Source organism: Ensifer sp. R-19 (assembly GCF_049905105.1).
Taxonomy (GTDB): Bacteria; Pseudomonadota; Alphaproteobacteria; order Rhizobiales; family Rhizobiaceae; genus Ensifer.
In genome coordinates, this window is the sequence record NZ_CP184569.1 from 328,601 (window position 1) to 345,431 (window position 16,831).

Genomic DNA, 16,831 nt, shown 5'->3' on the forward strand with positions numbered 1-16,831 from the left:
TGACTCCTCGCGTGTCGCAATGGTTTGTTAGCGAACTCAAAGCGCTTTGAATTTTCGCGCATCATCGTCTGCCCGGTGGGATCCGGGTTCATCTTTGGGAGGAGAAGAACGTGAAGAGATCATTGCTGTTGGGCGTGGCGGCGTTTGCCCTGTTGGCAGGTGCTGCCGGCGCCGCTGACCTCAAGTTCAAGCCGGGCGAGGATTCGAAGTTCAACTGGGCGAGCTTCGAGGAGTTCAAGAAGGGTCATGACCTCAAGGGCCAGACGCTGACGATCTTCGGCCCCTGGCGCGGTGAGGACGAGGCGCTGTTCAAGAGCGTCTATGCCTACTTCACCGAAGCGACGGGCGCCGAGATCAAATATTCGTCCTCGGAAAACTATGAGCAGCAGATCGTCATCGACACCCAGGCCGGCAGCCCGGCCGAAATCTCGGTCCTCCCGCAGCCGGGTCTGATCGGCGATCTCGCCTCCAAGGGTTACCTGACGCCGCTCGGCGACGACACCCAGAAGTGGCTGCTCGACAACTACGCCGCCGGCCAGTCCTGGGTCGATCTTTCGACCTACAAGGGCAAGGACGGCAATGCCGCGCTCTATGCATTTCCCTACAAGATCGACGTGAAGTCGCTCGTCTGGTACTCGCCCGAAAACTTCGAGGATGCCGGCTACGAAGTGCCGAAGACCATGGAAGAGCTGAAGGCGCTGACCGAGAAGATCGCCGCTGACGGCGGCAAGCCATGGTGCATCGGCCTCGGCTCGGGCGGCGCGACCGGCTGGCCGGCGACCGACTGGGTGGAAGACATGATGCTGCGCACCCAGCCGGCTGATGTCTACGACAAGTGGGTCAAGAACGAGATTCCCTTCACCGATCCGGCTGTCGTCGGTGCGATCGACGAGTTCGGCTGGTTTGCCAAGAACGACAAGTTCGTCGATGGCGGCGCTGCAGCCGTTGCCTCCACCGACTTCCGCGACAGCCCGAAGGGCCTCTTTGCCTCGCCGCCGAAGTGCTACCTGCACCACCAGGCGTCGTTCATCCCATCCTTCTTCCCTGAGGGCACCAAGATCGGCGAGGACGCCGACTTCTTCTACATGCCGCCCTACGAGAGCAAGAAGGAGCTCGGCAATCCGGTGCTCGGCGCCGGTACGCTGGCGATGATCACCAAGGACACGCCGGCCGCGCGCGCCTTCATCGAATTCCTGAAGACGCCGATCGCCCATGAAGTCTGGATGGCGCAGACGAGCTTCCTCACGCCGTACAAGAGCGTCAACGTCGACACCTACGGCAACCCGCCGCTGAAGAAGCAGGGCGAGATCCTGCTCAACGCCACCACCTTCCGCTTCGACGGTTCCGACCTGATGCCGGGCAAGATCGGTGCGGGCGCGTTCTGGACCGGCATGGTCGATTTCGTCGGCGGCAAGTCGTCGGCAGATGTCGCCGATGGCGTGCAGAAGGCGTGGGACGCCATCAAGTAAGAACCGGATGACGGGCGGCGGCGATGCCGCCCGTTGCCGATCCGGGTTCGCTGCAGAGGCGGGCAGAGGAAAAGTGTATGCGGTTTTCCGTTCGCTTCCCGCCTTCGTCTATGAGAAGCAGCGCACCCCAATGAGAACGGCGACAATCGCCAGCCCTGCACGCGACCGTGCACCGAGGGGGAGGGACATGTCATGTTGTTTCAGCTTTTGAAGGCTGCAGGGTTCATGTTGGGCGGGGTCATCGGCTGCGCCGCCTATTTCTGGGGAACCAGTTTCATTCTCGACCTGATGTTCCCGTCGAAGGGAAAATCAGGTGCCGTCGCGTCAAGAAATCTGCGTATCACCAACGCCATCCGTCCGTGGTTGTTTCTGGGACCAGCGCTCCTTGCGCTGACAGTGTACCTTATCTATCCCGTCTTCATGTCGCTCTGGTACAGCGTCCATGATCGCGCCGGACAGAACTTCGTCGGCGTCAGCAACTATGCCTGGATGGTCAACGACGGTGAGTTCCGCCAGTCGATCTACAATAATTTCCTCTGGCTGCTGGTCGTTCCAGCGCTCGCGACCTTCTTCGGCCTGGTCATCGCAGCACTCACCGACCGCATCTGGTGGGGCAACATCGCCAAGACGCTGATCTTCATGCCGATGGCGATCTCGTTCGTCGGTGCCGCGGTCATCTGGAAGTTCATCTACGATTTCCGTCCCGAAGGCGCAGAGCAGATCGGCCTCCTGAACGCCATCGTCGTCGCCTTCGGCGGCGCGCCGCAGGCCTGGATCACGCTGCCCTTCTGGAACAATTTCTTCCTGATGGCGATCCTCGTCTGGATCCAGACGGGCTTTGCGATGGTCATCCTGTCCGCTGCCCTTCGCGGCATCCCTGAGGAAACGATCGAAGCCGCTGTCATCGACGGCGCCAATGGCTGGCAGATCTTCTTCAAGATTATGGTGCCGCAGATCTGGGGCACGATCGCCGTCGTCTGGACGACCATCACCATTCTCGTGCTGAAGGTCTTCGACATCGTGCTGGCGATGACCAACGGCCAATGGCAGAGCCAGGTGCTCGCCAACCTCATGTTCGACTGGATGTTCCGCGGGGGCGGCGACTTTGGCCGCGGTGCGGCGATCGCCGTCGTCATCATGATCCTCGTCATTCCGATCATGGTCTGGAACATCCGCAATGCGGCCAAGGAAATGAAGGGGCACTGAGATGAATCCAGCGACACGCTCACCCCTCATGTGGGTGGTCCACCTCTCGGTCCTTTTGATCGTCGCGCTCTGGACGTTGCCGACCGCCGGCCTGTTGATCTCGTCTCTGCGCGACAAGGATCAGCTCGCCGTTTCCGGCTGGTGGACCGCACTTTCGACCTCGTCGCAGAACACCGTCGTCCGTGCGCCAGGCCCAGAAAGCCAGGTCGAGCGCGAAGGCAAGTTCGTGATCTCCGGCAACCTGCTCGAAGGTCAGCCGGGCCAAATCTCCGCCTTCGGCTTTAACAGCCGCGAGCCGACTGCGTTCAAGGCCGGCGAAACCGCCGAACTCAACGACGGCGAAAAGCTGACCGTTCAGGCCGACGGCAATTTCGAGATCGTTTCCGACAAGAAGATGGAGGGTTCGCGCGGCCAGCGCGTCTTCGTCACCGCGTCTTCGCCGCCGCGCTTTACCTTCGACAACTATGTCGAGGTGTTAAGCGCTGAGGGCATCGGCCGCTCCTTCATCAATTCGCTCACGGTTGCCGTACCCGCGACGATCATCCCGATCATGATCGCGGCCTTCGCCGCCTATGCGCTTGCCTGGATGCCGTTCCCCGGCCGGGCGATCCTGATCGCCGTGGTCGTCGGTCTTCTCGTCGTGCCGCTGCAGATGTCGCTGATCCCGCTGCTGAAGCTCTACAACGGCGTTGGCACGATCCTGGGCGTGCCGGCCAAGACCTATGTCGGCATCTGGCTGGCCCATACCGGGTTCGGCCTGCCGCTGGCGATCTATCTGCTTCGCAACTACATGGCCGGCCTGCCGCGCGAAATCATGGAATCCGCCCGCGTCGACGGTGCCAGCGATTTCGATATCTTCGTCAAGATCATTCTGCCGCTGTCCTTCCCGGCGCTCGCCTCCTTCGCGATCTTCCAGTTCCTGTGGACCTGGAACGACCTGCTGGTGGCGATCGTATTCCTGGGCGCAGGCCCCGATGAACTGGTTCTGACCGGCCGGCTCATCAACCTGCTCGGTTCCCGCGGCGGCAACTGGGAAATCCTGACGGCTTCCGCCTTCATTACCATCATCGTTCCGCTGATCGTCTTCTTCAGCCTGCAGCGCTATCTCGTGCGCGGTCTGCTGGCGGGCTCGGTCAAGGGCGGCTGACTATCAAGGACCTCCAGAGAAAATGAGCATGACCGAAATGAGCACTTCCACTTTGCAGCCGGATCGGGACTGGTGGCGCGGCGCGGTGATCTACCAGATCTACCCGCGCTCCTACCAGGACTCCAACGGCGACGGCATCGGCGACCTCAAGGGCATCGTTGCCCGGTTGCCGCACATTGCCGCCCTCGGCGCCGACGCAATCTGGATTTCGCCGTTCTTCACCTCGCCGATGAAGGACTTCGGTTACGACGTCTCCAACTACACCGATGTCGACCAGATCTTCGGCAGCCTTGCCGATTTCGACGCCGTGATCGCGGAAGCGCACCGCCTCGGCATCCGGGTGATGATCGACCTCGTTCTCTCGCATACCTCGGATCAGCATCCCTGGTTCGTCGAAAGCCGCGCAAGCCGGACCAACGCCAAGGCCGACTGGTACGTCTGGGCCGACTCCAAGCCGGATGGCACCCCGCCTAACAACTGGCTGTCGATCTTCGGCGGCTCGGCCTGGGCATGGGATCCGACGCGCCTGCAATATTACCTGCACAACTTCCTGACCTCGCAGCCGGATCTCAACCTGCACAATACGGAAGTTCAGGAAGCGCTGCTTGGTGTCGAGCGTTTCTGGCTGGAGCGCGGCGTCGACGGCTTCCGCCTCGATACCATCAACTTCTACTTCCACGACAAGCAGCTGCGCGACAATCCGGCGCTGGCGCCGGAACGCCGCAACGCCCAGACCGCACCGGCGGTCAACCCGTACAACTATCAGGAACATCTCTACGATAAGAACCAGCCGGAGAACCTGGCATTCCTGAAGCGGTTCCGCGCCGTCATGGACGAGTTTCCGGCGATTGCCGCTGTTGGCGAGGTCGGTGACAGCCAGCGCGGCCTGGAGATCGCCGGCGAATACACTTCCGGCGGCGACAAGATGCAGATGTGCTACGCCTTCGAATTCCTAGCGCCCGATCCGCTGACACCGGCGACCGTCGCCGAGGTTCTCCGCAATTTCCAGAAGGCAGCGCCCGAGGGCTGGGCCTGCTGGGCCTTCTCCAACCACGACGTCGTGCGCCATGTCAGCCGCTGGGGCGCTGGCGTTGCCGATCGCGACGCGCATGCAAAGCTGCTTGCGAGCCTCTTGATGTCGCTGCGCGGCTCGGTCTGCATCTATCAGGGCGAGGAGCTGGCGCTGAGCGAAGCCGAACTCGCCTATGAGGACCTGAAGGATCCCTATGGCATCCAGTTCTGGCCCGACTTCAAGGGCCGCGATGGCTGCCGTACACCGATGGTCTGGGACGGATCCGCGGTCAATGGCGGCTTCGGCAGCGCGAAACCCTGGCTGCCCGTGCCGGCAGAGCACCTCCAACGCGCCGTATCGGCGCAGCAGGGCGACCAGGCGTCGGTGCTCGAGCACTACCGCCGCTTCCTGCATTTCCGCAAGGCGCATCCGGCTTTCGCCAAGGGCGAGATCGAGTTCCTGAACACGGATGGACAGGTGCTCGCCTTCGTGCGCAGCTATGGCAACGAGAAGCTTTTCTGCCTGTTCAACATGAGCGGTACGCCGGCTGCGGCCACGCTGCCGAACGAACCGGTCGCCGCGCTTGAAGGGCACGGCTTTGCAGCCGAAGTGAAGGACAGAACGGTCAACCTGCCGGCCTGGGGCGCGTACTTCGCCCGGTTGGTGTGACGCCGGCTGAACAATGATGAGAGCAAGAACTGACGGGAAGAACCGAAGGGGAGGGTGCAATGACGGGTCTGCTGCTTAAAGATATCCGCAAGTCCTACGGCGCGGTCGATGTCATTCACGGCATCAATCTCGACATCAAGCAGGGCGAGTTCATCGTCTTCGTCGGTCCGTCCGGCTGCGGAAAGTCGACGCTGCTGCGCATGATCGCGGGTCTCGAGGAGATCACCGGCGGCGACATGTTCATCGATGGCGAACGCGTCAACACCGTGCCGCCGTCGAAGCGCGGCATCGCCATGGTGTTCCAGTCCTATGCGCTCTATCCGCATATGACCGTCTACGACAACATGGCCTTCGGCATGCGGATTGCCAAGGAATCGAAAGAGGAGATCGACCGGCGCGTGCGCGCGGCCGCCGATATCCTGCAGCTCACCAAATACCTTGATCGTCTGCCGAAAGCGCTTTCGGGCGGTCAACGCCAGCGCGTTGCGATCGGCAGGGCGATCTGCCGCGACCCCAAGGTCTTCTTGTTCGACGAGCCGCTGTCGAACCTCGACGCGGCCTTGCGCGTTGCCACCCGCATCGAGATCGCCAAGCTCAACGAGCAGATGGCTGATACCACGATGATCTATGTCACCCACGACCAGGTGGAGGCGATGACGCTCGCCGACCGCATCGTCGTGCTGTCGCAGGGCCATATCGAGCAGGTGGGTGCGCCGCTGGAACTTTACGAGCGGCCGGCCAATCTCTTCGTCGCGCGCTTCATCGGCTCGCCGGCGATGAACATCATCCCCTCGGCGATTACCGCCACCGGCGCGCAGACCACGGTGAAGCTGACCGGCGGCAAGAGCGTCACGCTCGATATAGCCACGGACGCATCGCAGAACGGCAAGATGGCGAGCTTCGGCGTCCGGCCGGAAGACCTGCAGGTCTCCACTGGCGAGGACTTCCTGTTCGAGGGCACGGTCGCCATCGTCGAGGCACTTGGCGAAGTGACGCTGCTCTATATCGAAGGTCTGGTCGACAAGGAGCCGATCATCGCCAAGATCCCCGGCATCCTGCCGGTTCATCGCGGCGACAAGGTGCGCTTCACCGCCGACAAGGCCAAGCTGCACCTGTTCGATGCTGACGGTCGCAGCTATCGCGCCTAAGCAATTCCAGGAAAAGTGCGCAGCGGTTTTCCGTCCGGAATTGCGGCCTGGAAGATCAATTCCAGGAAAAGTGCGTAGCGGTTTTCCGTCCGGACTTGCGGCTTGGAAGATCAGTTCCAGGAAAAGTGCGTAGCGGCCCTCCGTCCGGATTTGTCTAACGAACAATTGGTCATCTCGACCCGCCCGTAAAATCGGGCGGGTTTTTTCAATGCAACCTACGGATCAAACCCTCTGTTAAATCTCTGCCGCTAATCTGTTTCAAAAGGGGATAGGAAAGGCATATCGATGAGAGGCGCGGCGCCCGCAATGCAGCAGCACTTCCTGAACAAGGAAGAGTCCTTCATGTACGATCGGGAAGCGAACTTTCCGATGGAGGACACACGGAACGAGGCGCGCATCGAATATACCGAGAAGGGCATGACGCAGCTGAGTTCCCGCCGCTGCGAGATCATCAAGCTCTCCAAAAGCGGCGCCGTCATCAGTATCCTGACGCAGTATCAGCTTCCGCAGAACTTCTATCTCGATATCCCGAGTGCCCGCATCCAGATGGTCGGCTGCCTGCTGAAGCGCGTGCATGCCAACAACGTCATCGAAGCGCGGTTCCTCCGCCTGCTGACCGACCGCGATCTCAATCGCATCTTCGTTTACAGCACCCATCCGAACCATCGCAACCGAACGCTCGATATCTATCGCTGAGGCCGAACGCGGCTTGAGGTGTGGGGCTTGACCGTCCTGTCGGCGCAATGAATGGTTGCGGTCTTCTTCAACAGGTGGGACCGGAACCATGCAGCGACCCTATCGGCTTTCCTGCCATTGCGGCGACATCGCAGTCGAGGTTGACGAGGAGCTTACCGGCCTCGTCGAATGCAACTGTTCGACCTGCCGGCGCTCCGGCTTCCTGCATTGGAAGGTGGACGCCGCCAAGGTGAAGCTGCTCACCGAGAAGCGTCGGCTGTCGAGCTACATCTGGCGCGGTCTCAATGAGGGGCACCAGTTCTGCCCGACCTGCTCGACGGCGATCATGCGCAGCGGCTATCCGGACAACAAGATCTCCATCAATGCCCGCTGCATCGAAGGCGTCGATGTATTTACGCTGGAGATCGAGCGCTACGATGGGCGCAATGACATGTTCCCCGGTCCGCTGCCGTAAGCGGGCAGTGAGGGCGGAGAGCTCGCCGCGGCCTCGAAGAAAAGTTCGCTAGAAAAGAGCGCCGCCCCGGCTCAGGAGGCGGCGCTATTTGCGTCCTAGTGGAAGAGAACGCTCGCTCCGTGGTCGGCAGCACCTGCAATCGCCCGGAACGGCGCGAAAAGCTCACGGCCCATGCCGAAATCGTTGTCCGAGAGGTCGGCATGCGCAGGTACCCGCGTCTTCAGCGCGATGTCCTCGACCAGCACCTCGATCGTCCCGGCGACCGCGTCGATACGCACGATATCGCCTTCCTGGATCCGGGCGATCGGGCCGCCGTCCTTGGCTTCCGGTGTCACATGGATCGCCGCCGGTACCTTGCCGGAGGCGCCAGACATGCGCCCGTCGGTGAGGATGGCGACGCGCTGGCCGCGATCCTGCAGGATACCGAGCACGGTCGTCAGCTTGTGCAGCTCCGGCATGCCGTTCGCCTTCGGGCCCTGGAAGCGCACGACGGCAACGAAATCGCCCTCGAGCTTGCCGGCCTTGAAGGCGGCGTTCAGTTCGGCCTGATCGTGGAAGATCTTGGCCGGGGCCTCGATGACGTGGCGATCCGGTTTCACGGCTGAAATCTTGATGACCGCCTTGCCGAGATTGCCGGTCAGCATCTTCAGGCCGCCGGTATGCTGGAAGGGTTGGTCGATGGTCGCAAGCACCTTCGGGTCGGCGCTTTCCTTCGGTGTCGGCACGCGCTCGACGCCGCCGTCGGCTCCAAGCCGAACGTCGATCTTGTAGGCATCGAGGCCCTGGCCGACGACGGTGCGCACGTCATCGTGCAGCAGCCCGCCCCGCAGCAACTGGCTGATCAGGAAGCCCATGCCGCCGGCGGCATGGAAGTGGTTCACATCGGCAAGGCCGTTCGGATAGACGCGCGCGAGTAGCGGCACGATATCCGAAAGCTCGGAGATATCCTGCCAGGTGAGCACGATGCCGGCGGCACGCGCCATGGCGACGAGGTGCATCGTGTGGTTGGTCGAGCCGCCGGTCGCATGCAGGCCGACGACGCCGTTGACGATCGAGCGCTCGTCGATCATCTCGCCGGCGGGGGTGAACTCGTTGCCCATGGCGGTGATCGCCAGCGCCCGCTTGGCGGCTTCCTTCGTCAGCGCGTCGCGCAGCGGCGTGCCGGGATTGATGAAGGAGGCGCCGGGCAGGTGGAAGCCCATAATCTCCATCAGCATCTGGTTGGAATTGGCCGTGCCATAGAAGGTGCAGGTGCCCGGCCCGTGGTAGGACTTGGACTCTGCTTCGAGAAGCTCGTCGCGGCCGACCTTGCCTTCGGCGAAGAGCTGGCGCACCCGCGCCTTCTCGTCGTTCGGGAGGCCCGAGGTCATCGGACCTGCGGGCACGAAGATGGCGGGCAGATGGCCGAAGGTCAGCGCCGCAATGACGAGACCCGGTACGATCTTGTCGCAGACGCCGAGATAGACAGTGGAATCGAACATGTTGTGCGACAGGCCGACGCCCGCAGCCATGGCGATCAGGTCGCGCGAGAAGAGCGAGAGCTCCATGCCCGGCTGCCCCTGGGTGACGCCATCGCACATGGCCGGCACACCGCCGGCAACCTGTGCGACGCCGCCCGCTTCGCGCGCCGCATCGCGGATCAGTGCCGGATAGGTCTCGAACGGCTGGTGCGCCGAGAGCATGTCGTTATAGGAGGTGATGATGCCGAGATTGGCCACGCGGTCGCCCGCAAGCGCCACCTTCTCGGCGGGGGAACAGACGGCAAACCCGTGCGCAAGGTTGCCGCAGCCGAGCACGCTGCGGTGCGGGCCGCTCGACGCCGCCCGGCGGACGCGGTCGAGATAGGGTTCGCGGTGCGGTTTCGAGCGCTCGACGATGCGAGCGGTGATCGCGGCAATGCGGGAATCGGCGGACATGGCAAATCCTGTTCCGGAGCCTTGAAGCTCCTCATCTTCATCCAGTCATCGGTCCGGAACGCGCTTAGCTTGGGAGAACGCAGGTTGCGTCCCGGCATTTCTCAGAAACACGCTTCCGTTCCGATGGGGCGCCATCGGCTGAACGTGTCTCCAAAGTTCCTATTGGGTCGGTTCGACCCAACATCATTCGATCTAGAGCGTCCGTCGCGCGTTCACAGGAACGGGCGACGCGCTACGGCGCCCAATAAATCTGCACCGGCGATGCGGCACGGCGCAGCATCGCGCGGATCGGCATGTCCTTCTCGTCGCCGGCCTCTTCAGCCTTGGCGAGAACGGTCTTCTTGCCTTCGCCTTCGATGTGCAGCACCAGAAGCCGCGCATCCTGAAGGCTGGCGAAGGTCAGCGTCAGGCGGGTTTCGCCGGCACCTTCCGCCTCCATGGTGATCACGCCGCGCGGCGTCGCCGGATCGACGGCACGCGCGAGTTGCGATCCGCCCGGGAAGAACGACGCGGTGTGCCCGTCCGTTCCCATGCCGAGAATGGCGACGTCGAACGGCGCGCCGATTGCTGCCGTTTCCCGGCTTGCGATTTCAGCGGCCGCCTCGGCGGTCGGGGCCGCATGGTAGAGCGGCAGGAACTTGGCCGCGGCCGCCTTGTCCTGAAGCAGGTTGCTGGCAACCAGGCCATGGTTGGAGCGATCACTTTCCGGCGGCACGAAACGTTCGTCAACGAGCGTCACGGTTACCTTGTCCCAGGCGATGTCCTTTTTGGACAGCGCCTTGAAGAAAGCCTTGGGGGTCGAGCCGCCGGAGACTGCGATGCTCGCCGAACCGCGTGCTGCAATGCCGGCAGAAAGTGCGCTGCTTACGGCGTCAGCCAAGCCCTCTGCGAGTGCCGCACCGTTTTCGAATGTATGAAGCTCTGTCGTCATGGTCGCACCTATATCGCATCGTTCCAAGTGCGGCCGTCGCGCTCGATCAGCGCGATCGACTGGCTCGGACCCCAGGTGCCGGCAGTATAGCCCTGAACCTGCTGCCCGGTTTCCTCCCAGGCCTTCAGGATCGGGTCGACCCACTTCCATGCGGCCTCGACCTCGTCGCGGCGTACGAACAGCGTCTGGTTGTTGCGGACGACGTCGAAGAGCAGCCGCTCATAGGCGTCGGCATTGCGCACGGCAAATGCCTCGGCAAAGCTCATATCGAGCGAAACGTTACGCAGGCGCATGCCGCCCGGGCCAGGATCCTTGATCATCAGCGACTGCTTCACGCCTTCGTTCGGCTGCAGGCGAATGACCAGCTGGTTGGCGGAGATACGGCCGGCGTTGTTGTCGAAGATCGAGTGCGGAATCTGCTTGAAGGTGATGACGATTTCCGACATGCGGCCGGCAAGGCGCTTGCCTGTACGGATGTAGAAGGGCACGCCGGCCCAGCGCCAGTTGCTGACCTCGGCCTTGATCGCCACGAAGGTCTCGGTGTTCGAAACGCCGCCTTCGAGCTCTTCGAGATAGCCCTTGACCGGACCGCCGGCAGAGGCGCCGGCGCGGTACTGGCCGCGCACCGTCACCTGTTCGACGTTGGACGAGGTGATCGGCTTCAGCGCGCGCAGAACCTTGAGCTTTTCGTCGCGGACCGCTTCCGCGTCCATCGAGGTCGGCGCTTCCATGGCGACGAAGCAGACGAGCTGCAGAATGTGGTTCTGCACCATGTCGCGCAGCGCGCCGGCCTTGTCGTAATAGCCGGCGCGGTTTTCGAGGCCGACGGCTTCCGCCACGGTGATCTGCACGTGGTCGATATGGGCGGAGTTCCACAGCGGCTCGTAGAGCGCATTGGCAAAGCGCAGCGCCATCAGGTTCTGCACCGTCTCCTTGCCGAGATAGTGATCGATGCGGAAGATCTGCTCTTCGCGGAAGACCTTGCCGATCGTGTCGTTGAGCTCGGTCGCCGATGCGAGGTCGCGGCCGATCGGCTTTTCGACGACGATGCGGGTATTCTTGGTGATCAGCTTGTGATCGCGGATGCGTTCGGAAATGTCGCCGAAGATCGCCGGGCCGACGGCGAGATAGAAGGCGCGGATACGCTCCTTGCCCTCTTCGAGGATCTTCTTCAGCGCATCCCAGCCCTGGTCCGATTTGGCGTCTACAGAAACATAGAACAGGCGCGCGGCGAACTTGGCGACTTCCTCTTCCTTGTACTCATCAGCCTTCAGATGTTCCTTCAGCGCATCGACGGCGAATTTGCGGTAGTCCTCATGGCTGAGTGCTGCGCGCGACGCCCCGATGATGCGGGTCGGCTCGGTGATCTGGCCTTCCAGTTGCCGGTGATAGAGCGCCGGCAACAGCTTGCGCTCCGCAAGATCGCCGGTGCCCCCGAACACCACATAGTCAAATGGTTCGACGGGAATGATCTGGCTGCTCATGGGATATCTCGATCTGTTCAGGTCACGGACACATATAATCTAATCGATTTAAATGCGCTAGGGTGCGGCGCAATAAAATGCCGCCGCGAGGGCTTCTCAGAACCTGTCGCGTAATGCGTACCAGCTTAACGCGAGGAAGAGAAGGGCGGAGCGGAACCGTGTACCACCGGGAAAAGCCGGGATTTTCAGGGCTTTCAGTAGATCGAGCTCGGTATCCTTGCCGAGCGCCAGGTCGGCATAGAGCTTGCCGCAATAGTTGGAGAGCATCACACCGTGGCCGGAATAGCCGCCGATCGAGGTGACGCCGGGCATCACTTCGCGACAGAAGGGTGTGCGCGGCATGGTGATGCCGACCGAGCCGCCCCAGGCATGGGTGATCTCGATATTGGCAAGTTCCGGATAGATCTCGCTGATCTGCCGGCGGATGTGGGTCGAGATATCGAGCGGATTGTCAGCGGTATAGGCCTCACGGCCTCCGAAGAGCAGCCGCCCGTCCCGAGACTTGCGGAAATAACGCACGACGAAGCGCGAATCATCGACCGATTCGCCGCCGGGAATGACCTTTGGGTGGTCGGAAAGCACCGTCGTTGCGCCGATGAAGGAGCGGATCGGCATGACGTGGCTGGCGCTCACCGGCTCGAGATTGCCGATATAGGCGTTGCAGGCGACAAGCACGCGATCGGCAGTGATCGTGCCGCGGTCAGTGGTGATGACGATCGCGCCCGAGTTCCGGTCGATCTTCAGAGCCTTCGTCTGCTCGAAGAGATTGGCACCGGCAAGGGCGGCCTGTTTCGCAAGGCCCACCAGCAGCTTCATCGGGTGGATATGGCCGGTGCCGGCATCGCGGATGCCGAAGTGGTAATGGCTCGATCCGAGCCGGCTTGCGGTTTCCTCGCGATCCATGAAGGAGAGATGCGGATAGCCGAAGCGCGTTGCCATCGCTTCCGCATGGTCGCGATAGTCTTTTTCGAGGCTCTTCTTGTGGCCGACCGAGAGCTGACCGGGCACGAACTCGATGTCGATTTCGTGTGTGTTTGCGAAGTCGAGCACGTAGCGCTTAGCATTCTCCGCCATGTCGAACAGCGCCTGTGCCCGCTCATGACCAAGGCTTGTCTCGGTCTCGTCCGCCCAGGCGCGCTGCCCGGTGCCGAACTGGCCGCCATTGCGGCCGGAGGCACCGTCGCCGAAGCGGCAGGCGTCGATCAAGGTGACGTCGACGCCCTGCCGCGCAAGGTTCCAGGCGGCCTGCAGCCCGGTATAGCCGCCGCCGACGATCGCGACATTGGCCTTTCGCGATCCCGGCATGGCGGGATACTCCGGTCGATCCGGAACGGTCGCCTCATACCAGGAGTAACCGGGCGAGATCGGGCTTTGCCAGGGCATGGAGAACCTCTGAGGTCAGACGTTGAGAAGCAGGAATTCGCGTTCCCAGGGACTGATGACCTGCATGAAGGTCTCGAACTCGCCACGTTTGACGCCGGCATAGATGGCGATGAACTCTGGGCTCAGCACCTCCGCAAGCGATGGTGCCGATTCCAGCAGCGCCACGGCCTCAAGCAGGCCGCGCGGCAGGTCGATCTCGCCCTCGTTGGCCGTGTCCTCGGTCGGTGCCGTCGGCTCCCGCTCTTCGACGATGCCGAGATAACCGCAGGCAAGCGAGGCCGCGAGCGCCAGATAGGGGTTGGCATCCGAGCTCGGCAGCCGGTTTTCGATACGCCGGGCGACCGGTTCCGACACCGGGATGCGGAAGGCGGTCGTGCGGTTGTCGTAGCCCCAGGCAGTATTAACCGGCGCCGACATGTCGGGCGTCAGCCGTCGGAAGGAGTTCACATAGGGCGCCATCATGACCAGCGTGCGCGGCACGTAGTGCTGCATGCCGCCGATGAAGTGGAAGAATTCCTTCGATGCCGATCCATCCGGGTTGGAGAACAGGTTCCGGCCGGTGTTGATTTCGACCACTGACTGGTGGATGTGCATCGCCGAACCCGGCTGGCCCTGCATCGGCTTGGCCATGAAGGTGGCATAGATGCCGTGTTTCAGCGCCGCCTCGCGGATCGTGCGCTTGAACAGGAAGACCTGGTCGGCCAGCTCGATCGGGTCGCCGTGGCGAAGGTTGATCTCGAGCTGCGCCGGTCCCTCTTCATGGATCAGCGTGTCGATTTCGAGACCCTGCTTCTCGGAGAAGTGGTAGATGTCGTCGATCAGCTCGTCGAACTCGTTGATGCCGGCAATCGAATAGCCCTGACCGCCAAGGATCGAGCGACCGGAGCGACCCTTCGGTGGATGCAGGGGATAGTCAGGGTCGTCATTGGTGGCGACGAGGTAGAATTCGATTTCCGGTGCGACGACCGGTTTCCAGCCCTTCTTCTTGTAAAGGTCGACCACGCGCTTCAGGACGTTGCGCGGTGTGTAGCTGATCTGCTCGCCCTGCGAACCGACGATGTCGCAGATCACCTGCGCCGTCGGGTCGGTCTCCCAGGGCACGACCGAAAGCGTCGAGAGATCAGGCACGAGCTTGATGTCGCTGTCGCGCGAATCGTAGCGGAACTGCCCGGTTTCGTCAGGATACTCGCCCGAGATCGTATGCCGGTAGACGGCCGAGGGGAGCGCCAGCGAGGTGTTGGAAGTGAATTTCGAGGTCGGCATCATCTTGCCGCGCGGCACGCCGGCAAGGTCGGGCGTGATGCATTCGACGTCTTCGATGCCGCGGATCTTGAGCCAGTCCGTGGCTTCCTTCCAGGTCTTCACACCGCGGAGGGAGTGCAAGGCGGGGGGTATTTTCGAAGTTTTGCTGATTTTCGTTGTTTGTTGGGCAGCACTTCTCTTGGAGGGCATAAATCACCGGTTTTGGCTTCGGATGACGCATCATAACCACAGATTGGCAATTGGCTAGATGGGCTTGGTCATTGACTTTCTTCTTTGCCACCGGGAAGGAAAGACAAAAGAGCTGGGGTGTTTCGTGGCTGAGAAGAAGGATGTGGTCATCATCGGCGCCGGTGCTGCGGGCATGATGTGCGCCATCGAAGCGGGCAAGCGCGGCCGCTGCGCGGCTGTGCTCGACCATGCCAAGGCACCCGGCGAGAAGATCCGCATCTCCGGCGGTGGTCGCTGCAACTTCACCAATATCCATGCGGGGCCGAAGAATTTCCTTTCGGCCAACCCGCATTTCTGCAAGTCGGCACTGGCGCGTTATACGCCGCGCGATTTCCTGGCCTTGGTCGAAAAGCACGGCATCGCCTGGCACGAAAAGACGCTCGGCCAGCTCTTCTGCGACCACTCGGCCAAGGACATCATCAGGATGCTGCTCGCGGAAATGCGTGATGTGCACGCCGAGTTGCGGCTGGAGACAACGATCGAAAGCGTCGAACGCCACGGGGCGGGCTTCCGCGTCATGACGGATGAGGGGCCCATCGATGCCCAATCGCTCGTCATAGCCAGCGGCGGCAAGTCGATCCCGAAGATGGGTGCGACCGGGCTCGCCTACCGGATCGCCGAGCAGTTCGGCCTTGGCATCGTCGAAACGCGGCCGGGCCTCGTGCCGCTGACCCTCGATCCGGCGCAACTCGAAACGATCGGCGAACTGGCGGGTGTCGCAGCCGACGCCGAAGCCCGGTTCGGCAAGGCGGCCTTTCGCGAGGCGGTGCTGATCACCCATCGTGGCCTGAGCGGCCCGGCGATCCTGCAGATCTCTTCCTATTGGCGCGAGGGACAGGAGATCGAGTTGCGGCTGATGCCCGATATCGACATCGCCGCGATCCTCAAGGAGATCCGCCGCACCCACGGTAAGCAGGCGGTGCAGACGGCGCTTGGCGATATCCTGCCGCGCCGGCTCGCACAGTTTTTCGCCGACGGCGCGAAGCTGACCGGCCGTCAGCTTGCCGACCTCTCGGACAAGACGATCAACCAGCTTTCGGCCTCGATCCAGGCCTGGACGATCAAGCCCGCCGGATCGGAAGGCTATCGCACGGCCGAGGTCACGCTCGGCGGCGTCGATACCAAAGGGCTCGATTCCAAGACGATGCAGGCGAAGGCGGTGCCGGGGCTCTACTTCATCGGCGAATGCGTCGATGTGGCCGGCTGGCTCGGCGGCTACAATTTCCAATGGGCCTGGGCATCGGGCTTTGCTGCCGGGCAGGACGCCTGATCTCCCCGCTTTTGGTGGGTCGTGCTTCAGCGATTGTTAACGGGTCTGATCGAACCTTGTTTCTCGTCGGCACAGCCGGCGGTTGGTGTGATCGGATTGTCGCGTAAACGGAAATAACACTGTTTCCTATTTTTTGACTTTCCTCCGCCACGGCATGGCTGCAATATACGTGTGACTGGCAAGCCGGTTCATCCGGGCCGATGGTTGCCGGTGAATGTGACAAGGACAGGATGCCATGAACCAACCACGCCGCCGTCCCCGCGCCATCGCGGTCGCCCGCACCGATGAAAGCCGTCAGCAGAAGGCCGCGATCACGCGCCTCGCCCTCATCGCTTTCTTCGCTGTAGCTGCGCTCGCAACCGTTCCGGCCCTTTGGTTCTGATCTCAGGCAACCGGCCCTAGACGGCCGGTTCCTCGGGCGCCATTGAAGCGCCCCGCGCCCTTCGGATTTTCTACCGCAGGCGAAACGCGCTTATATAAATTTTAATCGTTCAAATTGGATAGTGCGACGATGTGAGTTCGTCAGGTCCACGTTGCCTAGGAGTGGTGACGCGG

Annotated in this window: 14 protein-coding genes; 9 read left to right on the plus strand and 5 right to left on the minus strand. The window is 62.2% G+C overall.

Features of this window, described 5'->3' with window-relative positions; genetic code table 11:
- Nucleotides 1–110: 110 nt before the first annotated feature.
- From ACN9MO_RS01570 to ACN9MO_RS01600, 7 genes are all read left to right on the plus strand, one after another.
- Entirely contained in the window at nt 111–1,469 is a 1,359-nt protein-coding gene (locus tag ACN9MO_RS01570; RefSeq protein ID WP_057251032.1) for an ABC transporter substrate-binding protein, read from the plus strand.
- 192 nt (nt 1,470–1,661) lie between these two features.
- Complete coding sequence (locus tag ACN9MO_RS01575; protein WP_093231965.1) at nt 1,662–2,675, plus strand: carbohydrate ABC transporter permease; 1,014 nt, start codon at nt 1,662–1,664, stop codon at nt 2,673–2,675.
- A 1-nt stretch (nt 2,676) separates the two neighbouring features.
- Nucleotides 2,677–3,822, plus strand: a complete 1,146-nt coding sequence (locus ACN9MO_RS01580; RefSeq protein ID WP_113133241.1) for a carbohydrate ABC transporter permease — start codon at nt 2,677–2,679, stop codon at nt 3,820–3,822.
- Nucleotides 3,823–3,844: 22 nt separating this feature from the next.
- Complete coding sequence (locus ACN9MO_RS01585) at nt 3,845–5,503, plus strand: alpha-glucosidase family protein (RefSeq protein WP_058320485.1); 1,659 nt, start codon at nt 3,845–3,847, stop codon at nt 5,501–5,503.
- Between the two features lie 59 nt (nt 5,504–5,562).
- Complete coding sequence (locus ACN9MO_RS01590; RefSeq protein WP_058320484.1) at nt 5,563–6,651, plus strand: ABC transporter ATP-binding protein; 1,089 nt, start codon at nt 5,563–5,565, stop codon at nt 6,649–6,651.
- 285 nt (nt 6,652–6,936) lie between these two features.
- Complete coding sequence (locus ACN9MO_RS01595) at nt 6,937–7,347, plus strand: hypothetical protein (RefSeq protein WP_057251024.1); 411 nt, start codon at nt 6,937–6,939, stop codon at nt 7,345–7,347.
- Between the two features lie 88 nt (nt 7,348–7,435).
- Nucleotides 7,436–7,801 carry a GFA family protein gene (locus tag ACN9MO_RS01600; protein ID WP_113133240.1) on the plus strand — a complete coding sequence of 122 codons (366 nt, stop codon included), beginning with the start codon at nt 7,436–7,438 and terminating at the stop codon, nt 7,799–7,801.
- A gap of 95 nt (nt 7,802–7,896) precedes the next feature.
- Here the strand turns inward: ACN9MO_RS01600 and edd are convergent, their stop codons facing one another.
- The 5 genes from edd to ACN9MO_RS01625 form a co-directional block, all read right to left on the minus strand.
- On the minus strand, nt 7,897–9,717 hold the full coding sequence (edd, locus tag ACN9MO_RS01605) for a phosphogluconate dehydratase (protein ID WP_058320482.1): 1,821 nt from the start codon (nt 9,715–9,717) through the stop codon (nt 7,897–7,899).
- Nucleotides 9,718–9,949: 232 nt separating this feature from the next.
- Nucleotides 9,950–10,648 carry a 6-phosphogluconolactonase gene (gene pgl, locus ACN9MO_RS01610; protein ID WP_113133239.1) on the minus strand — a complete coding sequence of 233 codons (699 nt, stop codon included), beginning with the start codon at nt 10,646–10,648 and terminating at the stop codon, nt 9,950–9,952.
- A gap of 8 nt (nt 10,649–10,656) precedes the next feature.
- On the minus strand, nt 10,657–12,132 hold the full coding sequence (zwf, locus tag ACN9MO_RS01615; protein WP_057251016.1) for a glucose-6-phosphate dehydrogenase: 1,476 nt from the start codon (nt 12,130–12,132) through the stop codon (nt 10,657–10,659).
- A 96-nt stretch (nt 12,133–12,228) separates the two neighbouring features.
- Nucleotides 12,229–13,515 carry an NAD(P)/FAD-dependent oxidoreductase gene (locus ACN9MO_RS01620; RefSeq protein WP_113133238.1) on the minus strand — a complete coding sequence of 429 codons (1,287 nt, stop codon included), beginning with the start codon at nt 13,513–13,515 and terminating at the stop codon, nt 12,229–12,231.
- Between the two features lie 15 nt (nt 13,516–13,530).
- Nucleotides 13,531–14,967: a glutamine synthetase family protein gene (locus ACN9MO_RS01625; protein ID WP_113133237.1), complete on the minus strand. Its 1,437-nt coding sequence runs from the start codon at nt 14,965–14,967 to the stop codon at nt 13,531–13,533.
- Between the two features lie 124 nt (nt 14,968–15,091).
- Between ACN9MO_RS01625 and ACN9MO_RS01630 the strand changes: the two genes are divergently transcribed.
- Together ACN9MO_RS01630 and ACN9MO_RS01635 are read left to right on the plus strand one after the other, a co-directional pair.
- Entirely contained in the window at nt 15,092–16,276 is a 1,185-nt protein-coding gene (locus ACN9MO_RS01630) for an NAD(P)/FAD-dependent oxidoreductase (RefSeq protein WP_113133256.1), read from the plus strand.
- A 235-nt stretch (nt 16,277–16,511) separates the two neighbouring features.
- Nucleotides 16,512–16,658, plus strand: coding sequence for a hypothetical protein (locus ACN9MO_RS01635; protein ID WP_197417228.1), 147 nt, complete (start codon nt 16,512–16,514; stop codon nt 16,656–16,658).
- Nucleotides 16,659–16,831: the final 173 nt, after the last annotated feature.